This is a genomic window from Bradyrhizobium diversitatis (genome assembly GCF_016031635.1).
Taxonomy (GTDB): domain Bacteria; phylum Pseudomonadota; class Alphaproteobacteria; order Rhizobiales; family Xanthobacteraceae; genus Bradyrhizobium; species Bradyrhizobium diversitatis.
In genome coordinates this window covers 178,290-196,233 of record NZ_JACEGD010000013.1, presented here as the reverse complement: position 1 = coordinate 196,233, position 17,944 = coordinate 178,290, and the positions used below count along the sequence as shown (strand labels likewise).

Genomic DNA, 17,944 nt, shown 5'->3' with positions numbered 1-17,944 from the left:
CTGTGAAAGCTTCAACGGCCGGATGCGGGACGAGCTTCTCAACGAAACCTTGTTCTTCGGCCTCGATCACGCCCGCGCCAAGATTGCGGATTGGGTCGGCGACTACAACGGCCAACGCCCGCATTCCTCGCTCGGCTATCTGACCCCTGCGGCCTATGCCGCCTACCTCACCGCAACGTGCGATCGGCTGCGCAACCCCGACCAGCTCCGCCGATCGCACGTTGCTCACACCGCGCCAAACGGCGTAAAACCCACTCGGACTCTAAACGCTACTGGATGAAACTTCGGTGGCAGGTCAAGGTTCGCACAAAAAACCGGTCGGCTATAAAGCCGACCAGTTTGGGAGGTCCAGTGCAGGCAGCTGCCCGGGAGCAAGCTTGGCATTGCCTGGCAGCTCCAAAATGTGTGCGAGGACCTGTTTGATCTGCCTCTTCCGTGGGTACGGGCGCCCTTACGTTGGCTTCACAAGTTCGCGGGCGAGGTCGAACGGCATGTCCACCATGACATCGTGTCCACAAGGCATTTTGGTAACTCGCCAGCCCGGTAACCCGGCCACCTTCGCTGCGTAATAACGGAACGGGCTTGGATCCCAGCCCTCGGCCAAAATGAAGACGCGCTCCTTTATGGCGGAACCGGCTCCGGTTAGTAGCACTGGCATTTCAAAGGTCGCTAGTGCTTGAGGTACGCACCGCCGATCAACCCACGCGCGCTTCTGCTCAATGACCTTGAAACCTTCGGCCGGAGCAGGTGCCATCAGACCGCTATTGTTCTTGATGGCACTCCCCCGAAACCCCTCAATGAACGCCTTGAAGTTCTCGCGTGATAAAGCAACCTCGAGGCACTTGTTCAGTGACTGCTCATGCTCGGGAATGAAGGCGTCCAGGTACACCAATGTCCGGATTCGCGAAGCCATCCGGTCGGCGACTCCCGTTATCACCATCCCTCCATAAGAGTGGCCACAAAGGATCACGTCGGATAGTTCCTCTGCCTCGATGACCCCACAGACATCACGAATGTGGGTCTCGAGCGTGACGTCCTGACCGTTGAGGTGCGCGCGTTCTCCCAAGCCCGTGAGGGTAGGGGTAAATACCGTGTGTCCCCCGGAGCGAAGTTCACTGGCAACATCGCGATAACACCAACCCCCGTGCCACGCTCCGTGCACAAGTACGAACGTAAGCGGCGATCTGTTCTCCGCGCCTTTCGCGCTGTTTGAGGTCGTAAACAGGGAGCTCGTGAGGGCGGCTCCAGCCACCGCGTTGCCGATCAATTGTCTGCGATTCATGTGCGTCACCTTCTTGACTGATCGAGTTTATATAAGAGAACACGTTCTTATATGCGTACGCTACGTGCCGCAATCTAAATTGCCTGTACAGGTCGATGCTCGCAGAAGTGATCGTCGCGACGTGTTTGAAACGAGATTTGTCTGGATCGCTGCTTGAGGGTGCTTCCGTTCTCGTCAGCAAATTGGCGAGTTCGATCGTTCGTTACAATTCACAAAGGCAAACGAACTGCAATGCGCGCGCTCGCGCCCTTCGGAGAGCTTATCCGCGACTGAGCTGCGCCCATAACCCACAAATATATAGACCAAATGGTCGTGAAATGCAATGTTGTGGCGACGGCAGCTCGTGACTCGTTGACTTCTCGCCAAGTGGTGCATATAGAAGAACGAGTTCATGTATAGGAACTTACTGCGCAAGCCGTCCGAGAGCTCCAGAGAGCCGTAAGCAGAAACCAGTGAGGGAGGTAGTTATGTCGTCTAATTCGTTGCGCCATTTGACCAGGATTAATCGCAGAGCCTTGATCGGGGGTGCGGGCGGCTTGGCGCTGGCTCACGCTGCGGCTTCGAAGCTTGGGATGCCCTACATTGGGAATGCCGCCGCTGCGGATCCGATCAGGATTGGAATGATCTACGCCAAGACGGGAGCCGTGGCTGATCAGGCGGAATATATGGCGCAAGGTAGCTTGTTGGCTCTTGAGACCCGCAACAACACCCTTTTGGGTCGTCAGGCCGAGGTCATTTGGCTCGATGAGCCGACGTCACAAGCGGCGCAGCAAAATGCCGAGCGCCTGGTCGGCGAACATAACGTAGTTGGCATTGTTGGCGGCTCCTTAAGTTCGAGCGCGCTCGCAATATCCGCGGTCGCTAAAAAGGCGAAGATCCCGTTCGTCGCTGCCAACGCGGGGGCGATCGATCTAACCGGGCGGCTTTGCAACAGATACACTTTCCGCCTGCAGCCGCCGGCAGACGTTCATACCCGCGTTCTCGCGCCATATTGTGCGGGGCTTGGCAAGAAGTGGTATCTCCTGACTGCAGCTTTTGCTTTCGGGCAAGACATCAAGCGTTCTTTCACCGAATTCAGTGCGGCTAATGGAATTACGCTTGTCGGCGCCGACGAGGTCCCGGTCAATACGGCTGACTACAGCTCATTTATTCTCAAGATCCGTGCCGCCAAGCCGGACGTCGTTGTGGGTGGGGTGCCGGGCAACGATATCTCCACGTTTCTGAAGCAGTGGAACGAACTGGGTATGAAAGGCAAGATTCCGTTCGCCGAAATTGCCGTCGGCGCCACGGATCTCTGGGGCGTGGGTCCAGAAGCGGCGGACGGCCTGTTCACGATCAACTGGTACCACAAGAACCCCAACAATCCGCCCGAAGAGCAGATGATGGCGGCAACATATGAGAAAAAATACAAGCGTCCCGCAGCCGACAAGACCTGGATGGGATGGATGGCAATGAATGCATTGCTCGATTCGGTTGAGACTGCGAAAGCGACCGAGCCCGGAGCAATTGTAAACGCGCTCGAAAGGTGGGGCGTTCAGCGCGGCGGCGTAAAGGCGGGTTACCGCGCATTTGATCATCAGATGGTCAATCGTCTGCTCGTCGTCGGCGTCAAACCCAAAATCACTGACAAATGGGACTACTTCGACATTCTCGCCGAGACGCCTTCGAATGACGCGGAGATCGAGAAGGTCTTCGGCGCGCAGGCCGAAAGCGCGTGCAAGATGGACGCGCTCTAGGTCTCGGTAAGGGGGCGCCGCAGTTCCAGCTGGAAAGATGCGGCTCCTTCAATGGGAGCACTCAATGTTTGACTTGATCTTGTCTCAGGCCGTGAACGGTCTGGTTCTGGGATTTCTCTACGTTCTAATCGCCGTAGGACTCTCAGTCATTTTTGGAATGCTCGGCATCGTGAACTTTGCGCACGGCGCCTTCTTTGCCATCGGTGCATATCTTGCGTTGATGTTGAACCGGGATTTCGGATGGGGAGCGGCGTTGCTGGCGCCGTTGCTTACAGGTCTTGTCGGCATGCTCGTCGAATTCGTGCTGATACGACGGCTCTACGGAAAGGAGCCGCTACTCGGTCTGATTCTTACGTTTGCGCTGGCCTTGTTTTTCGAAGCGATCCTTCGCCTGGTGTTCGGCGCCGCTCCTCTGCCTTTCAATCCGCCCAGATTCCTTGCCGGTTTCTTGGAATATGGTCCGGTGTTGATCACCAAATACCGTATCGTCGTCCTGGCGGTGACGGTCTTCGCGCTCGTCGCGTTCTGGAGTTTTCTTGAATACACACCGTTCGGGCGGATTATTCGGGCTGGTTCGCGCGATGCGGAGATGGTTGGACTTCTCGGAATCAATCTTCCGATCGTCCTGAGCATCGTTTTTGGCATCGGCTGCCTCCTTGCCGGTCTCGCGGGCATGCTTTCCGGTCCGCTGTGGACCGTCAATCCGTCCATGGCCGCGGGCGCGATCATGCCTGCCTTCGTCATAGTCACTATCGGCGGTCTTGGTTCGTATGCCGGAGCGATCATTGCCGGCGTCCTTGTCGGCGTAGTGACTGCGATGACCATTCAGTTTTATCCCGATTGGTCCAGTGCAGCGATGTACGTCCTGATGGCAGTCATCTTGCTGGTTCGTCCGCGCGGCCTCTTCGGCGAAAAGTGGGAAAGGTTCGAATGAAAGTCCGCACGCTCTCGCGACATCCCGTTGTGTGGGTCGCCGTCGTTCTCAGTGCGTTGACCGGCCTGTGGCTCGGGATCGGTGCGCCAGTTTCTCTCGTCACGCAAATTGCGATATATGCGCTCTATGGAACTGGAGTAAATCTGCTCGTCGGTTATACGGGCCTTGTTCCGTTCGGCGCGTCCGTCTTCTTCGGTGGTGCCAGCTACGCGGCAGCGTTTCTTCTTCTCTCCGGGGAGGGTAACGAATTTGCCGCGCTGGCGTTGTCAATCCTGTTCTCGATCCTGCTCGGGCTGGCTATCGGTGCGATCATCTTGCGTCGCAAGGGTCTCTATTTTTCCTTGCTGACGCTGGCTTTCTCGCAGATCGCGTTCGAGATTGCGTTCAAATGGACTTCGGTAACTGGCGGCGAAAATGGCATTCAGGGTATCCCGCGCGCCAATTTTGCCAAGGACACCTCGTTCCACGTATTTGTGGTTGTGACCGTGGTTCTCGCCATGTGGCTCATTTGGCGGCTGGCGCATGCGCCCTTTGGACGCGTACTCCAGGCCGTGCGCGACAACGAGCAGCGGGCCAGCAGTCTGGGCTATAACGTCTACCTTGTTCGTCTCGCCGCGTTTTCACTCATGGCCGCGGTCGTTGGCTATGCTGGTGCTCTTCTGACCGTTATGCTCCAAGGTGTCTATGCTGACAATCTGAGTTGGCAGCATGCGGGCGACAGTCTTTTGATGACGGTCCTCGGCGGCGTGCATCATTTTCTCGGCCCGCTCTGGGGCGCAATCGCCTTTATCATTTTGGAGAACAGGCTGTCGGCGCTTACCGAGAACTGGTGGCTGATGTTTGCGCCAGTGCTGATCCTGTTCGCGTTGCTATCGCCCGAAGGCGTCCACGGTTTGGCGCAACGGATGACGCGTCGCCAGCGTTGGACGCTCACGGACAACGCAATTCCGCCCAGACCTCACGCAATTGAACCCTACGAAAGCGCAGCGTTGGCAATCGACGCGACTAGGCCGCTCCTCGAAACGCGGAAGCTCTCGAAGAATTTCGGTAGCCTCGTTACCGCCAGGGAGATCGATCTCCAGATTCGACCCTTTGTGCTTCACAGCATTATCGGCCCAAACGGAGCTGGAAAGACGACCCTTTACAACATGCTCACAGGGGTGTTGCCGGCAAGTGGCGGCCAGATATTGTTCGAGGACAGGGATATCACGAACCTGCCGATCCACGCCCGCGCGCGTCTCGGAATCAGTCGTTCGTTCCAGATTCTATCAATCTTCCCGAACCTGAGTGTCTTTGAGAACGTGCGAGTAGCCGTACAGGCTCAGCGTCACGGCCTGGGTGGATTGTTCTTCGACGCTCACGGTATCACGGCTCTGAACGACAGAACGTGGTCCATTCTTGATGCCGTGGGTTTGGTCGAGCGGGCGGCGGATCTGGGAGCGGAACTCCCCCACGGAGCGAAGCGGCTGCTTGAGATTGCCGTGACCCTCGCAATCGACTCGAAGCTGCTCTTGCTTGACGAGCCGCTTGCTGGTTTGGCGGAAGCCGATCGGGTCGTTGTGGCCGACTTGATCAAGAAGCTCTCGGAAAAGCACGCGGTGCTGCTCATCGAACATGACATCGACAGAGTATTGGCCATCTCGGACCGTATCTCGGTTCTGCATCAGGGACGCATTATCGCGGATGGTAAGCCAGCAGACGTGGCCAAAAATCCGGAGGTTGTTGCAGCCTATCTGGGCGCCAGCAGGGGAAGCGGGGCGCAAGCACGACCAACGGTCGAGCGGCTTGCCTGCGTCCCGGAGTCCAGGCTGCTGGATGCCCAGGGCGTTGCTGCGGGTTATTCCGGGAGCACGGTCCTCTCCGGGGTGAACCTGGCGATTCATGAAGGTGAAGCGGTCGCGCTTCTCGGCCGCAACGGTGTCGGCAAGACGACCTTGCTACGAGCGCTCACAGGTAGCTTACCGTCGAGCGCAGGTACGGTCACATTCAACGGTGCGACACTCAACGGATTGAAGCCGTATCAAATCAACAGGCTTGGTATTTCGCTCGTTCCGGAAGGGCGCCGTCTGTTTCCGAACCTGACTGTTTTGGAGAATCTTCAACTCGCGATGCGCCCGGGCGGCATCGCCCTCGCGGAGGTGTTCGAGCTATTTCCGCGCCTTCGGACCCGCCAAAAGGCGAGGGCGGAGAACCTGTCCGGAGGTGAACGCCAGATGGTGGCCATTGCCCGTGCGCTCGTTGTTCCCAGCAAGCTGATCTTGCTCGACGAGCCGTTCGAGGGCCTCGCACCGGCGGTTGTTAGTGAAGTGATGGAGGCGCTCGTCAAGCTACGCGGGAAAATTGCGATGATCGTGGTGGAGCATCATGCCGAAACCGTGCTGACCATCGTCGACAGGGCGTACGTGCTCGTCAACGGCGCGGTCGCATTTGAAGGAGCGGCCCGGACATTGGCGGAAGACCATGCGCTTCAAGCGAGGCTGCTCGGTGTTGTCCAGGATGATCCGTCAGCTGCGGTCGCCAGGCAAGCAATCGCGTAATTAGGTAAGGAGAGGTTAAATGGCTTCAGTGCGTATCGGCATCGTCGGCCTTGGCACGATCGGAAAAGCACATTGGAAGGTAATCCGGGAGTCATCGGAGACGACACTGGTTGCCATTTCTGATCCTACGCCCTCGGCCCTGGAGTTCGCTCGCGCCGAAAACGTACCTGCCTATGCGGACTACCGCGATATGCTGGAGAGGGAGAAGCTGGACGGCGTGGTTGTGGCTGTTCCGAACGCGCAGCATGTGCCGGTTTCGCTCGCCTGTATCGAACGAGGCATTCCGGTTTTGGTCGAGAAGCCTGTGGCCGATGAAGTCGAGGCCGCTCGCGGAATGTGCAGGGTAGCGGAGGCGCGGAATGTGCCGGTTCTGGTCGGCCACCATCGCCGTCACAATACCGCCGTGCAGCGTGTGCGTCAGGCCATTGGTGACGGGCTCATTGGACGACCGGTCACAGCGACAGTCATGTACAATCAACTGAAGACGGCGAGCTATTTTGATCTTGATTGGCGACGGCAGGCCGGTGGCGGACCCATCCTGATCAACCTCATTCACGAGATTGACCTGATTCGCTTTATTTTTGGTGAGATCCGCTCGCTTCAGGCCCTGAGTTCGAATGCGGTGCGCGGGTTCCCCGTTGAGGATACTGCCGCGGTGCTTTTGCAGTTCCACAGCGGCGCCATAGCAACCATCAGCGTCTCGGATACCGCTGTCACTCCGTTCTCATGGGATCTCGCCTCGGGCGAATTCGACCTGATGCTGGGAACGTCGGACCGGATGAAGCGGCAGAAGGTCAGTTCGCACGTGTTTGCCGGGACGGAAGGCTCTGTGACGCTTCCGACGCTCGAGTACTACAATTATCACGGCACGGTCGAGCCCGGCTGGCGGAGCGACCTCAATGCAGAGACGCTGATGGCTGAAAGCGGTGACACTTATGTCCGCCAGATCGAACATTTCGCCCGAGTGATACGCCGCGAGGAAGCTCCGCTTGTGTCGGGTCTCGATGGGGTCCGTACGCTCCAGGCGACGCTGGCCGTGAAGGACGCGGCAGCGTCAGGCCGGACGATTGTTCTGAGCGAACAGTGAGCGAAGCCATACCTGGTCGGCTCCCATCCTCAAGGATCAAGTATGCCACTTCTTTCTCTAGCTCACTTCACGGTCATTGACGCTGACCCTATCACGCTGATCGAGGCCGCGCAGATCGGGGGGTATGACGCGGTCGGGCTACGCATCGTGGCGCCGTTCCCGACCGATCATATCGTCCCGGTCATCGGCGATCCCGACATGATGCGACGCATCAAAAGCCGGCTCGCGGACACGGGTCTCAGGATATTCGATGTGGAGGCGATCTGGCTTTCGGCTGAAAGCGATGTCACCGCGCTGGAGCCCGCTCTCGATGTCGCAGTCGAACTGAACGCCAAGTACGTCGTTGTGGCGGGGCGCGATCCTGATCGCGGTCGTCTTGCGGATAACCTTTCCCGGTTGTGCGCAGCGGCCAACATCAGGGGAATACGGGTAATGTTGGAATTCCTCCCGTACTCTGAAATTCGCTCGCTGGCGGAAGCAATAGCATTGCTGAAAGACGTCGGGCCCGCAAATGCCGGAGTGTTAGTGGATGCCTTGCATCTGAGCCGTTCGGGCGGCAGCCCAGCGGATCTGGCGCAATATGATCAGGCGCTGTTCTCGTACATGCATCTGTGCGATGCGCCAGCCGTCCCTCCGGCGCCTGAAGAAGTGCGTTCCGAGGCCCGGGGAGGGCGGCTTTATCCGGGCGAAGGCGGCCTTTGGCTCGCTGATTTTATTAGAGCCTTCCCCCCGGACACACCGATCGCCATCGAGGCGCCTAACGAGCAGCGGAGTGGTTTGGCGCCGGCGGCACGTGCAAGCCTGGCAATGTCAAGGACAACGCGGTTACTGGAAGAGGCGGGGTTCAAATGACCCCCATCGTCACCCCATCGCTCGTCGGGAAAATCACCGATCTGCGTGCTCGGCTTCTTGCTACACGCTGGCCGTCCTATGATTCTGGTGACGATCGGTCGCTCGGCTTGAGCTCAGATGATGCCGGGCGCCTGGTCCGATATTGGGCCAATGATTTCGACTTCGCCGCCTGGCGGCAGCGCATCGACGCGTTGCCTCATGAGTTCGTCACCATAGAGGATGTGAGCGTCCATCTTGTCCATGTTCGAAGTCCGCATCCCCACGCAGTGCCCGTCATCATAACCCACGGCTGGCCCAGTACCTTCTTGGAGATCGTCCCGTTAATTGAGCGCCTGACCCAACCAGAGCGGTTTGGAGGGCGAGCCGAAGATGCCTGCCATCTGGTTATCCCCTCGCTGCCTGGGTTCGGCTTCTCGTCCCCAACCAGTGTTCTTGGCGGATATACCGGCGCCGCGATTGCCGACCTGTGGGCGCGTGTGATGACCTCGCTTGGGTATGAGCGGTTCTTCGCCAGTGGTGGCGATGTCGGGGCGCGGGTGACGTCCTGGCTGGGCGTGCGGCATGCGCAACGCGTGCGGGCTATTCATGTCAGTTCGAACGCGCTCCGGGTGGCGCTGCCGGGCGAAGCCGCCGCGACGCCGGACGAACAGGCGTACCTCGACGCACGCAACCAATGGGCCGCCATGGAAGGCGGCTACATGCATGTTCAGCAAACCAAACCGCTCAGTCTTGCCTATGGCCTGAGCGATTCCCCCGCAGGGCTCATCGCATGGTTGGGTGAGAAATGGTTTTCCTGGAGCGATAAACTGAATGTCGCGAGCCCTGAAGTCATGGACGTCATCCTCGGCCATGCCACGCTCTACTGGATCACCAATACGATCGCCACATCGTTCCTGCCATATTTTGTCTACGACTGGCCGCCCGGCGCAAGGGTAGATCGAGCTCAGGTGAAGGTGCCCGTTGGCTTCTACCTCTCGGCCGCGGAGATCGGTGGCATTCCGCCCGAATCCTTTGCCCGCCGGCAATTTGAGATTTCACGCTGGAGCGTCCTGCCGCGTGGCGGCCACTTCATGGCGACCGAAGAACCAGAACTGCTAGCCGATGACCTTCTGGCCTTCATTCGTGCATTTCGATGACTTTCTCGGCCGAGGCAAGCCAAAGCGAAAACCTGTTCCAAGCGAGACTGATCAAGATGAGCCGAGCCCCGCATCTGTTCGAAGGTTTTTCACCGCTCGATCGCCAAACCTCGCGCGTGCGCTTTGCGGGCGTAACAGGCGGAGAGGGACCACCGCTCCTTCTGCTCCATGGTTACCCTGAAAGCCACGCCACCTGGCACGATGTCGCGCCAGCGTTGGCGAAGCGTTATACCGTCGTGGCACCCGATCTCCCGGGCTACGGGAAGAGCCGAGTTCTGGATGCCGGGCCATGGGACAAGCGAGCAGTGGGCGCGGAGCTCGTCGCGATGATGCGGTCCTTCGGGCACGATCGCTTTGCCGTTGTTGGACACGATCGCGGCGCGCGTGTCGGCTATCGGCTTGCGCTCGACCATCCAGACCGTGTGAGTGCTTATTGTTCACTCGCCGTCGTGCCGACGCTGGATGTCTGGCCCGCGGTCGACCGGCAATTCGCCAAGGGCGCATTTCACTGGTTTCTGTTTCTTCAACCGGGCGATTTGCCGGAGCGGATGCTGGCGGCGGATCCTGATGCCTTTCTTGAGGCCACATTGAACCAGATGGCAGGTGGAATCGAGAAGCTGCATCCCGCTGCCGTGGCCGACTATCGCGAAGCGTTTCGGGAAAAGTCGGTGCGTCAAGCGATGATCGAGGACTATCGCTCCGCCTACGACACTGATCTCGATCATGATGCGGCTGATCGGGCAGCGGGACGCAAGATTGCCTGTCCCGTCATGGTGCTTTGGGCCGACGAACGCCTCGTTGCCAGCGGGATGGAAACCGGGGTGTTGACTGCAGCCGATGTCTGGCGCCGCTGGGCGGGTGACGTGAGCGGGTTCGATATTGCCTGCGGACATCTTTTGCCAGAGCAGGCGCCGGAAGCGGTCATTGAAAAGATCGCGCCGTTTCTCGAGGCTTCCTTAAAGCGCGACACTGCGTAATTGGGCCTCTGTCGACAAATGATGGACTTCGTCGCTCCGTGGGCGCAATGCTCATCGACACTTTGAAAGGTCAGCTTACGTGGAAACTCTTCGTCTTGGGGCCAGTACATGGACCTATCTGCAGACATGTGATCTGGAAGCAGCTCTTCGGCGGCTGAAGGCCCTGGGCTACAGTCGCTTTGACGTCCTCACGATCCCACCACATCTTTGGCCATATGATATCGATCTTGCTCAGCGTCGCGCGCTTCGTACCTTCCTCGCCAGCGAAGGCCTGAGCTTTGATTCACTGAATTTACCGAGCACCGATCAAAATCTGTGCAGTGTTACACCACAGATGCGCGAATACTCGGTTCAGCAGTTTCTCGACGTCATTGACCTTTGCGAAGAGATCGGCGTGCCGATGATCGTTGTAGTTCCGGGCAGACGCGCCAACTTCGTGCCGCCGCCACTCGAAGCGGCGCATGGCTGGTTGAAGGCCGGTCTCGAGATACTTCTTCCGCACGCCGAGCGCGCGGGCGTGCGCCTGATCCTTGAAAATCACCATATGAGCTCGATGCCAACCGTGAAGCAGATGGTGACGTTCCTGGATGCGTTTGGCAGCGATCATCTTGGAATCGCCTATGACGTCGCCAATGGAGAGTTTGTCGGCGAAGACCAGACCCAAGCCATCCGGACTGCTGGCCGCTGGTTGTGCCAAGTCCATCTTTCCGACGCGAGCCGCAGCAAATGGGACCACGCTCCGATCGGACGATCTGCCGTTGATTTCGGCGCGGTCGCGCGGGCACTTCGCGAGATCAATTTCTCGGGGACGAGTATCGTGGAATTGATCTCCGAAACACCAGATGCCGATATGGCCGGCGCTCTGCGAGAGTTGCAGCGCTATGGCTGGCAGTGAGTCCTCGGCCGTGGCATCGGGGCAAACAGGCTCGGATAACGAGTTTCCCAACGGCGAGATGCGCATCTTGGGGCTGATCGGCGATCCGGTGTCGCAGGTACGCGCTCCTGCTCCAATGACGCAGCGCCTGCGCCACGCCGGTCTCAATGCAGCCCTGATACCTCTCCATGTGCCGGCCGTCGTCCTGCCGCTGGCGTTTGGCTGCCTGAAGCTGATTAGAAACCTCGACGGTTTGGTCATCACGGTGCCGCACAAGATTCCAATGGCTGAGCTGGTTGATCGTTGCTCCGAGCGCGCGCGCCTTGTCGGTGCGATCAACGTCGCGCGTCGCGAAGCGGATGGCTCCTGGAGTGGCGACATTCTCGATGGAGTGGGCTTCGTGCGGGGACTTACACACCGTGGTTTTAATCCGGAAGGCCAGAGCGCCTTCGTGATCGGGGCTGGCGGCGCTGGCTGCGCGGTCGCCGCGGAACTGGCTATGGCTGGCGCAGTGGTACGCGTCTTCGATGTCTCCCCCGACCGTGCCAGCGCGCTCGTCAAGCGGTTGAGCCGGGCCGATTACCCTGTAACCGCGGCCGATACGCCTGATCCCCGTGGGGCTCGCCTAGTGGTGAATGCCACGCCCCTCGGTATGAGACCCGATGACCCTCTGCCTCTGGACCCCGCGCTGCTGTCGTCGCAGATGCTGGTGGCCGATGTAGTCATGAAGCCGCCGGTGACGTCATTTCTGGAGCAGGCGAGGGCGCGGGGATGCGAGATCCAGCTCGGTGAAGCCGTGATGCTCTATCAGCTCGATGCCCAAATCGAGTTCCTTCGGGAGAACCTGGTTGTCGGAGCGCCGGCGGCTCGCTAAGGCAGGAGGCAGCCGTCGATGGAGAGCATCATGGTCAACCGCCGCCTGACCGTGGGGAATAGGGACAGGCGCATATCTTGACCCGTTGGCTCGTTAGCAGGTCCGGGTCGTCGGTGGGCGGGGGGCTCCTACCATTCCCATCTTGTCGCCGGCAGCATCGCGTTGACATACAAGGCAGAATGACAGATTAGTTCATATATGTGAACTGGAGATGTCTTTGATGTCTGATACGGGACTGGCGGCAGTCAAGTCTGCCGATCGCGTGCTCGATCTCTTCGAGTTGTTATCCCACGCGGGACGCGAAATGTCGCACAGTGAAATTGCGGACATGTTGCGGATTCCGAAAAGCAGCCTTTCCCAGCTACTGAAGAATCTGATTGCGCGCGGTTATGTAGAAGTCACGGCGAACGGGCGTGGATACAGGTTAGGCGAAGCATTGCTTCGTCTGGCGCAGAGCGCGGGCAGGATGCGTGACCTGGCGACCCAGTCCGAAGCGTTCCTGGCGGAGCTAACAAACAAGACCGGCGAAAGCAGCGCGCTAAACCTTCTGAGGGGCGATGAGGCTGAGGTCGCGGCGACAGTTCTCGGACCGCACAGATTGGTCACCCATATGCGGCTAGGTGATTTGGCGCCGCTTTATGCGACCTCCGGGGGGAAAGCAATTTTGGCTCACATGCCGAGCAGCTTTCAGAAAGAATATCTTGGTCGCGTGCAGTTTGAGCGGGCGACCCCAAAAACAATTCACTCGGTCAAGGTCCTGCGTCAGGAGATCGAAAAAATCCGTGCCAAAGGCATCGCATATTCGCTCGAAGAGTGGACCCCGGGAATCGTCGGCATAGGAGTTCCGGTGCTCGATCCGGCCGGAGAACCGCTGGGCGCAATCAACGTCGCAATTCCGGCCTCGCGATTTAATCCGGAAATGCAGCGTAGAGCAGAACAGGCACTGATCCAGACCCGGGATGATCTGTTGCGGCAACTCCTCGTAAACCCGCGGGCGGCGCGATCAGAACTCGACGCCCGCTAAGATTGACATTCGTCGCCTTGTGCATGTACAAGAACATGTTCACATTTAAGAACATGGTGACTTGGCATGGATGCGGCAGTGAAATCAGACGAACAGTTGGCAGATCGCCAACAGATCCGTGATTTGCTCGAGAACTGGGTCGTTTGGCGCGACGCTGGCGATTGGGAGCGATTTCGACAGGTGTGGCATCCTGACGGACGCATGATGGCAACCTGGTTTCAAGGAAGCGGCGACGAGTTCATCCTGGTCAGCCAGGAGGGCTGGGCGCGTGGCGTCAGCATCCTGCATTTCCTCGGTGGAATATCGATTGAGGTCAGCGGAAGCCGCGCTATCTCGCAGACCAAAATGACAATCTCTCAGCGCGGCGATGTTGAAGGTGTTACCTGCGACGTTGTCTGCACCGGCCGCTTTTATGATTTCCTGGAAAAGCGGAACAATCGCTGGGGCATCGTGCTGAGGCAGCCGATCTATGAGAAGGATAGAATCGATCCGGTCTCGCCAGCGGCGAAGCTGGAACTCGACGCCGCCTTGCTCGCTCGCTTTCCCGAAGGCTACCGTCATCTCGCCTATATGCAGACCCGCATTGGTTACACCGTTAAACCGGATATGCCCGGTCTCAAGGGCGAAGAGGTAGAACAGCTCTATGGTCGCGGAGCCGCATGGCTTCGTGGGGCAAAGCTCTAGCCATGACGGGCATCTATCCTTTCGCCTACGTCTCGAATCCGGCACGTGTGCTGTTCGGTTCCGGGAGGATACGCGAGGTCGCGCCAGAGTTGGAGCGGTTGGGCTGTCGCCGGGCCTTCGTCGTTTGCACCGCGGACCAAAAGGATCTCGCGCTGCGTGTTGCGTCGGATTGCGCAGCCCAAGCGATGTTCGCGGAAGCGACGATGCACACTCCGCTCGGTGTTACCGAAACGGCGCTCTCCCAATTGCGTGCGGCAGAGTGTGACAGTCTGGTCGCTATCGGCGGTGGATCGTCCATCGGCCTTGGCAAGGCCCTGGCGCTGCGGACCGATCTTCCACAGATCGCGGTGCCCACTACCTATGCGGGCTCCGAGATGACAACGATCCTGGGGGAGACCAAGGAAGGTCGCAAGATGACGCTGCGCTCGCCCAGAGTGTTGCCAGAGGTCGTCATTTACGACGTCGATCTGACGATTTCTCTGCCGCCAGGGCTGTCCTCCGTGAGTGGGGTCAACGCGATCGCGCATGCGGTTGAGGCACTCTATGCGCCTGATACCAATCCGATCGTCTCAATGATGGCGGAAGAGGGAATTAGCGCGCTCACGCGCGCGCTCCCATGTATTGTGACCGTACCGAGTGACGTCGCCGCGCGCGAGGCCGCTCAGTACGGCGCCTGGCTGTCCGGGATTTGTCTGGGCTCTGTTGCAATGGGGCTGCATCACAAGATCTGCCACGTGCTTGGAGGCAGTTTCGATCTACGTCATGCTGAAACGCATGCTGTCATGCTCCCTCACGTTGTCGCCTATAACAGCGCCGCGGCGCTGGCAGCGATGGAACGTGTCGAAAATGCATTGAGGCAGCCGGATGCGGCGGCCGGCCTGTTCGCTCTCAATCGGACGCTGGGCAATCCTCTTTCGCTCTCCGAGCTCGGCATGCCTTACGAGGGGATCGCGCGAGCCGTCGAACAAGTAATGAAAGATCAGTATTCGAACCCTCGACCGCTCGAGGCGGCCGCATTGCATTCGATGCTTGCAAGAGCATGGTCAGGTGAAACCCCGCATGCCGAATAAACTATCCTGGCTTCATACTGAGTGAAAAGAATAAGAGACCGTGATGAGAAACTTCGATGAGACGTCCATAACGGAAGCAGTGCTGGAAAGAGTACGCAATGCACCCAATTCCCGACACCGTATCATCAGCGAGGCGCTGGTTCGCCACCTTCATGATTTCGTGCGGGAGGTAGAGCCAAGCTATGACGAATGGGCGCAGGCAATCTCGTTTCTGACGCGCGTCGGTCAAAAGTGCACTGATACGAGGCAGGATATTCATTCTGCTTTCGGACACTCTGGGCGTATCGATGCTGGTGGACGCTATCAATCACCGTTTTCCGGGTCATGCGACGCAAACGACCGTGCTGGGGCCCTTCCATGTTGCCTCCGCACCGGAGTTCGCACTCGGCGACGACATCTCTGGAGGCATGACGGGCGCGCCGCTTCTGGTCGAGGGTAAGGTCGGCGGTATCGATGGAAGGCCGATCGCCGGCGCGGTAGTCGAATTCTGGCACGCCGATGCCGAAGGCTTCTATGACGTCCAAAGCGAGACGGGGTTGGCCAAACCCGCAGGGAGGGGCGTTGTGCGCACCGACCCCGATGGTGCGTTCTGGTTTCGAACCGTTATCCCGGCCGCATATCCAATTCCTGACGACGGGCCAGTGGGCGACATGCTCAAGGCGCAAGCGCGTCACCCGTATCGGCCGGCTCACGTGCACTTTATGATCTCAGCTCCGGGATGCGAAACCCTGGTCACTCATCTATTTCTGGCTGACAGTGAGTACCTCGATTCCGACGTCGTGTTCGGCGTCAAGGATGCTCTGATCTGCGGACTTCAGACGCAGAATGCCGGGCTGACGGCACGCGGCAACAGAGTCGCAAGGGATATGGCCGCGTTGCGCTACGACTTTGTGCTCGCCAATGTCAGCAAATGATACCGCGGAATTCTGCGCTTCGCTGCCTTGAATGAAGTCCCGGTACTCCCGTCGACAGCCTCGGCTTCGACGGGAGCCGATCGCCTAAGGCATCATTGCGCGAAGAACTTGAGAAGTGCATCGGCCGTCTCGGCCGGGCGCTCTTCCGCCATCCAGTGGCCGCAATCCCGGATACTTCCGCCCGAGACGTCGCCGGCGAATTCCTCCAGCATGGCGACGATTTTCGGTCCCCACCTGTGATCGCCTCCCAATGCGAGAACAGGTATCGTCAAGGGAGATCGCTTCCAGTCGAGTGCGTTAGCATGGTCAACCGGGAATGCGCGATACCATTCGAGGCCACCTCGCGTGTTGCCAGGCTGAGCCATGGAGCGCGCATAGATTTCCACTTCCTCGACCGGCAGTGCACCGTGGTTAAAGGTACGATCGGCGAAAAAGGTCGAGACGTAGTCAAATTCGCGGCCGTAGATCAGGCGTTCCGGCAAATCACGCTTCATGTGGAATGCGAAATGCCAGACCATCGGATCGGCGAAATTGGCCTCCCACTGACTCCATCCGGGCATCGGCGCATCGAGGACGGCAACGCGGGTCACGGATTCGCGGTGGGTGAAAGCCAATGCCAGGGCAACCATCGCCCCGATGTCATGGCCGCAGACGGCGTAGCGGCTAAAACCGAGTACGGCCATCGCCCCGTGCGCGTCTTCGGCCAGGCTTGCCTTGTCATAGCCGCTCTGCGGGCAGTCGGAATGCCCCGCCCCGCGTAGATCGAGGGCAACCACGGTATGATGTTCGGCGAGTACCGGCATGATCCTGCGCCATTCCCACCAGGTCTGTGGCCAGCCATGGAGCAGTACGAGCGGGGGTCCATCGCCCCCTACGACAGCATGGATCTTTACGTCGCCAACACGTAGCGATTTGTGACGGAAGCCGTTTAGTTCAGAATTCATTGTTGACCCCTTCATTGAAGTTAGCGTTGCGGCGCTGGATGTTGGGCCGATGGCGTCTTCGCCAGAAAATCGGCGATCAAGCGAGCTAGTTCGTCCGGACGTTCTTCCGCGGGATAGTGCCCGCAGCGTTCGATGACGGCTCCTTGAACATCCCTGGCGACCCGACGTACCGTCTGCTCGGATGCGGCTCCGTAACCCCAGTCAGCCCCGATCGCGAGAACCGGCATCGGAAGCGGCGTTTGTCCCCAGACCGAATTGTCACTTCGATCGATCGGCAACGTGCGGTAATAGCTGAACGACGATCTCAGTGCTCCAGGCCGCTGAAGCGCGCGCGCGTAAAATTCAATGTCCGCGTCGCTCACTGAATTGGCATCGAACAGACCGACTTTCTCGCGTCTCATGAAGTGATCGACGAACAATTTCTCTCGTCCCCGGACCAATTCCTCCGAGATGTCACCGGCCATGTTGAAGCCGAAGTGCCAGCTTCCGCCTTTCGAAACATCCATTGCCTCTTCCTGGCCGAAGCTCGGAAGACTGCTCTCGATAAAAATCAGGTTGTTGACCTCTTCAGGCCATTGTGCCGCGTAGGCGTACGCGACGTGTCCACCCAGATCGTGTCCGGCAAGAGCGACGCGAGACAAACCGAGCCCATGCGCGAATTCTCTAAGGCGACGGGCAATTGTCTTTTTATCGAAGCCCGCGTCGGGCTTTGACGTGTAGCCAAAACCCGGCAGATCCGGAACCACGACGTCATACGCAGAGCTGAGAAGCCCCGCCACGCGGCGCCAGGCATGCGATGTCTGCGGCCAGCCATGAAGGAGGATGATCGGGGGACCACCTGAGCCCATCCGATAGTAGGCAAAGCGAATGTCGCCGGCCCGTAGTGATCGGTAGGGGTATAACTCAGCGTCCATGGCGCTTCCCCTCGATGGTTGGACGGCAAACGGCTGAAAAAGGAGCGGAGGCAATTTGACGACCATTTGGTCCAAAAATGCGCAAGCGCGTTGGCGACGAAACCA

Annotated in this window: 16 protein-coding genes and 1 pseudogene; 14 read left to right on the top strand and 3 right to left on the bottom strand. The window is 59.0% G+C overall.

What is annotated here, in order from left to right:
- Positions 1–280 (top strand): integrase core domain-containing protein (locus H1B27_RS16490; protein ID WP_197966765.1); only part of this gene is annotated, 280 nt, incomplete at its 5' end.
- A gap of 171 nt (positions 281–451) precedes the next feature.
- Here the strand turns inward: H1B27_RS16490 and H1B27_RS16485 are convergent.
- On the bottom strand, positions 452–1,282 hold the full coding sequence (locus tag H1B27_RS16485) for an alpha/beta fold hydrolase (RefSeq protein ID WP_197966764.1): 831 nt from the start codon (positions 1,280–1,282) through the stop codon (positions 452–454).
- 467 nt (positions 1,283–1,749) lie between these two features.
- Between H1B27_RS16485 and H1B27_RS16480 the strand changes: the two genes are divergently transcribed.
- The 13 genes and pseudogenes from H1B27_RS16480 to H1B27_RS16420 all read left to right on the top strand — a co-directional run bounded on the left by H1B27_RS16480 (position 1,750) and on the right by H1B27_RS16420 (position 15,981).
- Entirely contained in the window at positions 1,750–3,018 is a 1,269-nt protein-coding gene (locus H1B27_RS16480; protein ID WP_197966763.1) for an ABC transporter substrate-binding protein, read from the top strand.
- 64 nt (positions 3,019–3,082) lie between these two features.
- Positions 3,083–3,952 (top strand): branched-chain amino acid ABC transporter permease, encoded by an 870-nt coding sequence (locus H1B27_RS16475; protein ID WP_197966762.1) that lies wholly within the window; start codon positions 3,083–3,085, stop codon positions 3,950–3,952.
- Positions 3,949–6,489 carry a branched-chain amino acid ABC transporter ATP-binding protein/permease gene (locus H1B27_RS16470; RefSeq protein WP_197966761.1) on the top strand — a complete coding sequence of 847 codons (2,541 nt, stop codon included), beginning with the start codon at positions 3,949–3,951 and terminating at the stop codon, positions 6,487–6,489. Before H1B27_RS16475 ends, H1B27_RS16470 begins: the two co-directional genes overlap by 4 nt.
- Positions 6,490–6,508: 19 nt before the next feature.
- Positions 6,509–7,576: a Gfo/Idh/MocA family protein gene (locus H1B27_RS16465; RefSeq protein ID WP_197966760.1), complete on the top strand. Its 1,068-nt coding sequence runs from the start codon at positions 6,509–6,511 to the stop codon at positions 7,574–7,576.
- A 42-nt stretch (positions 7,577–7,618) separates the two neighbouring features.
- Entirely contained in the window at positions 7,619–8,428 is an 810-nt protein-coding gene (locus tag H1B27_RS16460) for a sugar phosphate isomerase/epimerase family protein (RefSeq protein ID WP_197966759.1), read from the top strand.
- A complete protein-coding gene (locus tag H1B27_RS16455) occupies positions 8,425–9,564 on the top strand; it encodes an epoxide hydrolase family protein (protein ID WP_197966758.1) in 1,140 nt (379 codons plus the stop codon). Before H1B27_RS16460 ends, H1B27_RS16455 begins: the two co-directional genes overlap by 4 nt.
- Complete coding sequence (locus H1B27_RS16450; protein WP_246515461.1) at positions 9,561–10,541, top strand: alpha/beta fold hydrolase; 981 nt, start codon at positions 9,561–9,563, stop codon at positions 10,539–10,541. Before H1B27_RS16455 ends, H1B27_RS16450 begins: the two co-directional genes overlap by 4 nt.
- A gap of 79 nt (positions 10,542–10,620) precedes the next feature.
- The gene (locus H1B27_RS16445) at positions 10,621–11,436 is read left to right on the top strand and encodes a sugar phosphate isomerase/epimerase family protein (protein WP_197966757.1); all 816 of its coding nucleotides are present in this window, start codon (positions 10,621–10,623) and stop codon (positions 11,434–11,436) included.
- Positions 11,423–12,289 carry a shikimate dehydrogenase family protein gene (locus H1B27_RS16440; protein ID WP_197966756.1) on the top strand — a complete coding sequence of 289 codons (867 nt, stop codon included), beginning with the start codon at positions 11,423–11,425 and terminating at the stop codon, positions 12,287–12,289. The genes H1B27_RS16445 and H1B27_RS16440 overlap by 14 nt, the downstream gene beginning before the upstream one ends.
- A gap of 220 nt (positions 12,290–12,509) precedes the next feature.
- A complete protein-coding gene (locus tag H1B27_RS16435) occupies positions 12,510–13,313 on the top strand; it encodes an IclR family transcriptional regulator (RefSeq protein ID WP_197966755.1) in 804 nt (267 codons plus the stop codon).
- A gap of 66 nt (positions 13,314–13,379) precedes the next feature.
- Positions 13,380–13,997, top strand: a complete 618-nt coding sequence (locus tag H1B27_RS16430; protein ID WP_197966754.1) for a nuclear transport factor 2 family protein — start codon at positions 13,380–13,382, stop codon at positions 13,995–13,997.
- Between the two features lie 2 nt (positions 13,998–13,999).
- Positions 14,000–15,067 (top strand): maleylacetate reductase, encoded by a 1,068-nt coding sequence (locus H1B27_RS16425; protein WP_197966753.1) that lies wholly within the window; start codon positions 14,000–14,002, stop codon positions 15,065–15,067.
- A 43-nt stretch (positions 15,068–15,110) separates the two neighbouring features.
- A pseudogene (locus H1B27_RS16420) lies at positions 15,111–15,981 on the top strand (intradiol ring-cleavage dioxygenase).
- 92 nt (positions 15,982–16,073) lie between these two features.
- Here H1B27_RS16420 and H1B27_RS16415 read toward each other — a convergent pair.
- Positions 16,074–16,925 (bottom strand): alpha/beta fold hydrolase, encoded by an 852-nt coding sequence (locus H1B27_RS16415; protein WP_197966752.1) that lies wholly within the window; start codon positions 16,923–16,925, stop codon positions 16,074–16,076.
- Between the two features lie 20 nt (positions 16,926–16,945).
- Positions 16,946–17,839 carry an alpha/beta fold hydrolase gene (locus H1B27_RS16410; RefSeq protein ID WP_197966751.1) on the bottom strand — a complete coding sequence of 298 codons (894 nt, stop codon included), beginning with the start codon at positions 17,837–17,839 and terminating at the stop codon, positions 16,946–16,948.
- Between the last annotated feature and the right edge of the window lie 105 nt (positions 17,840–17,944).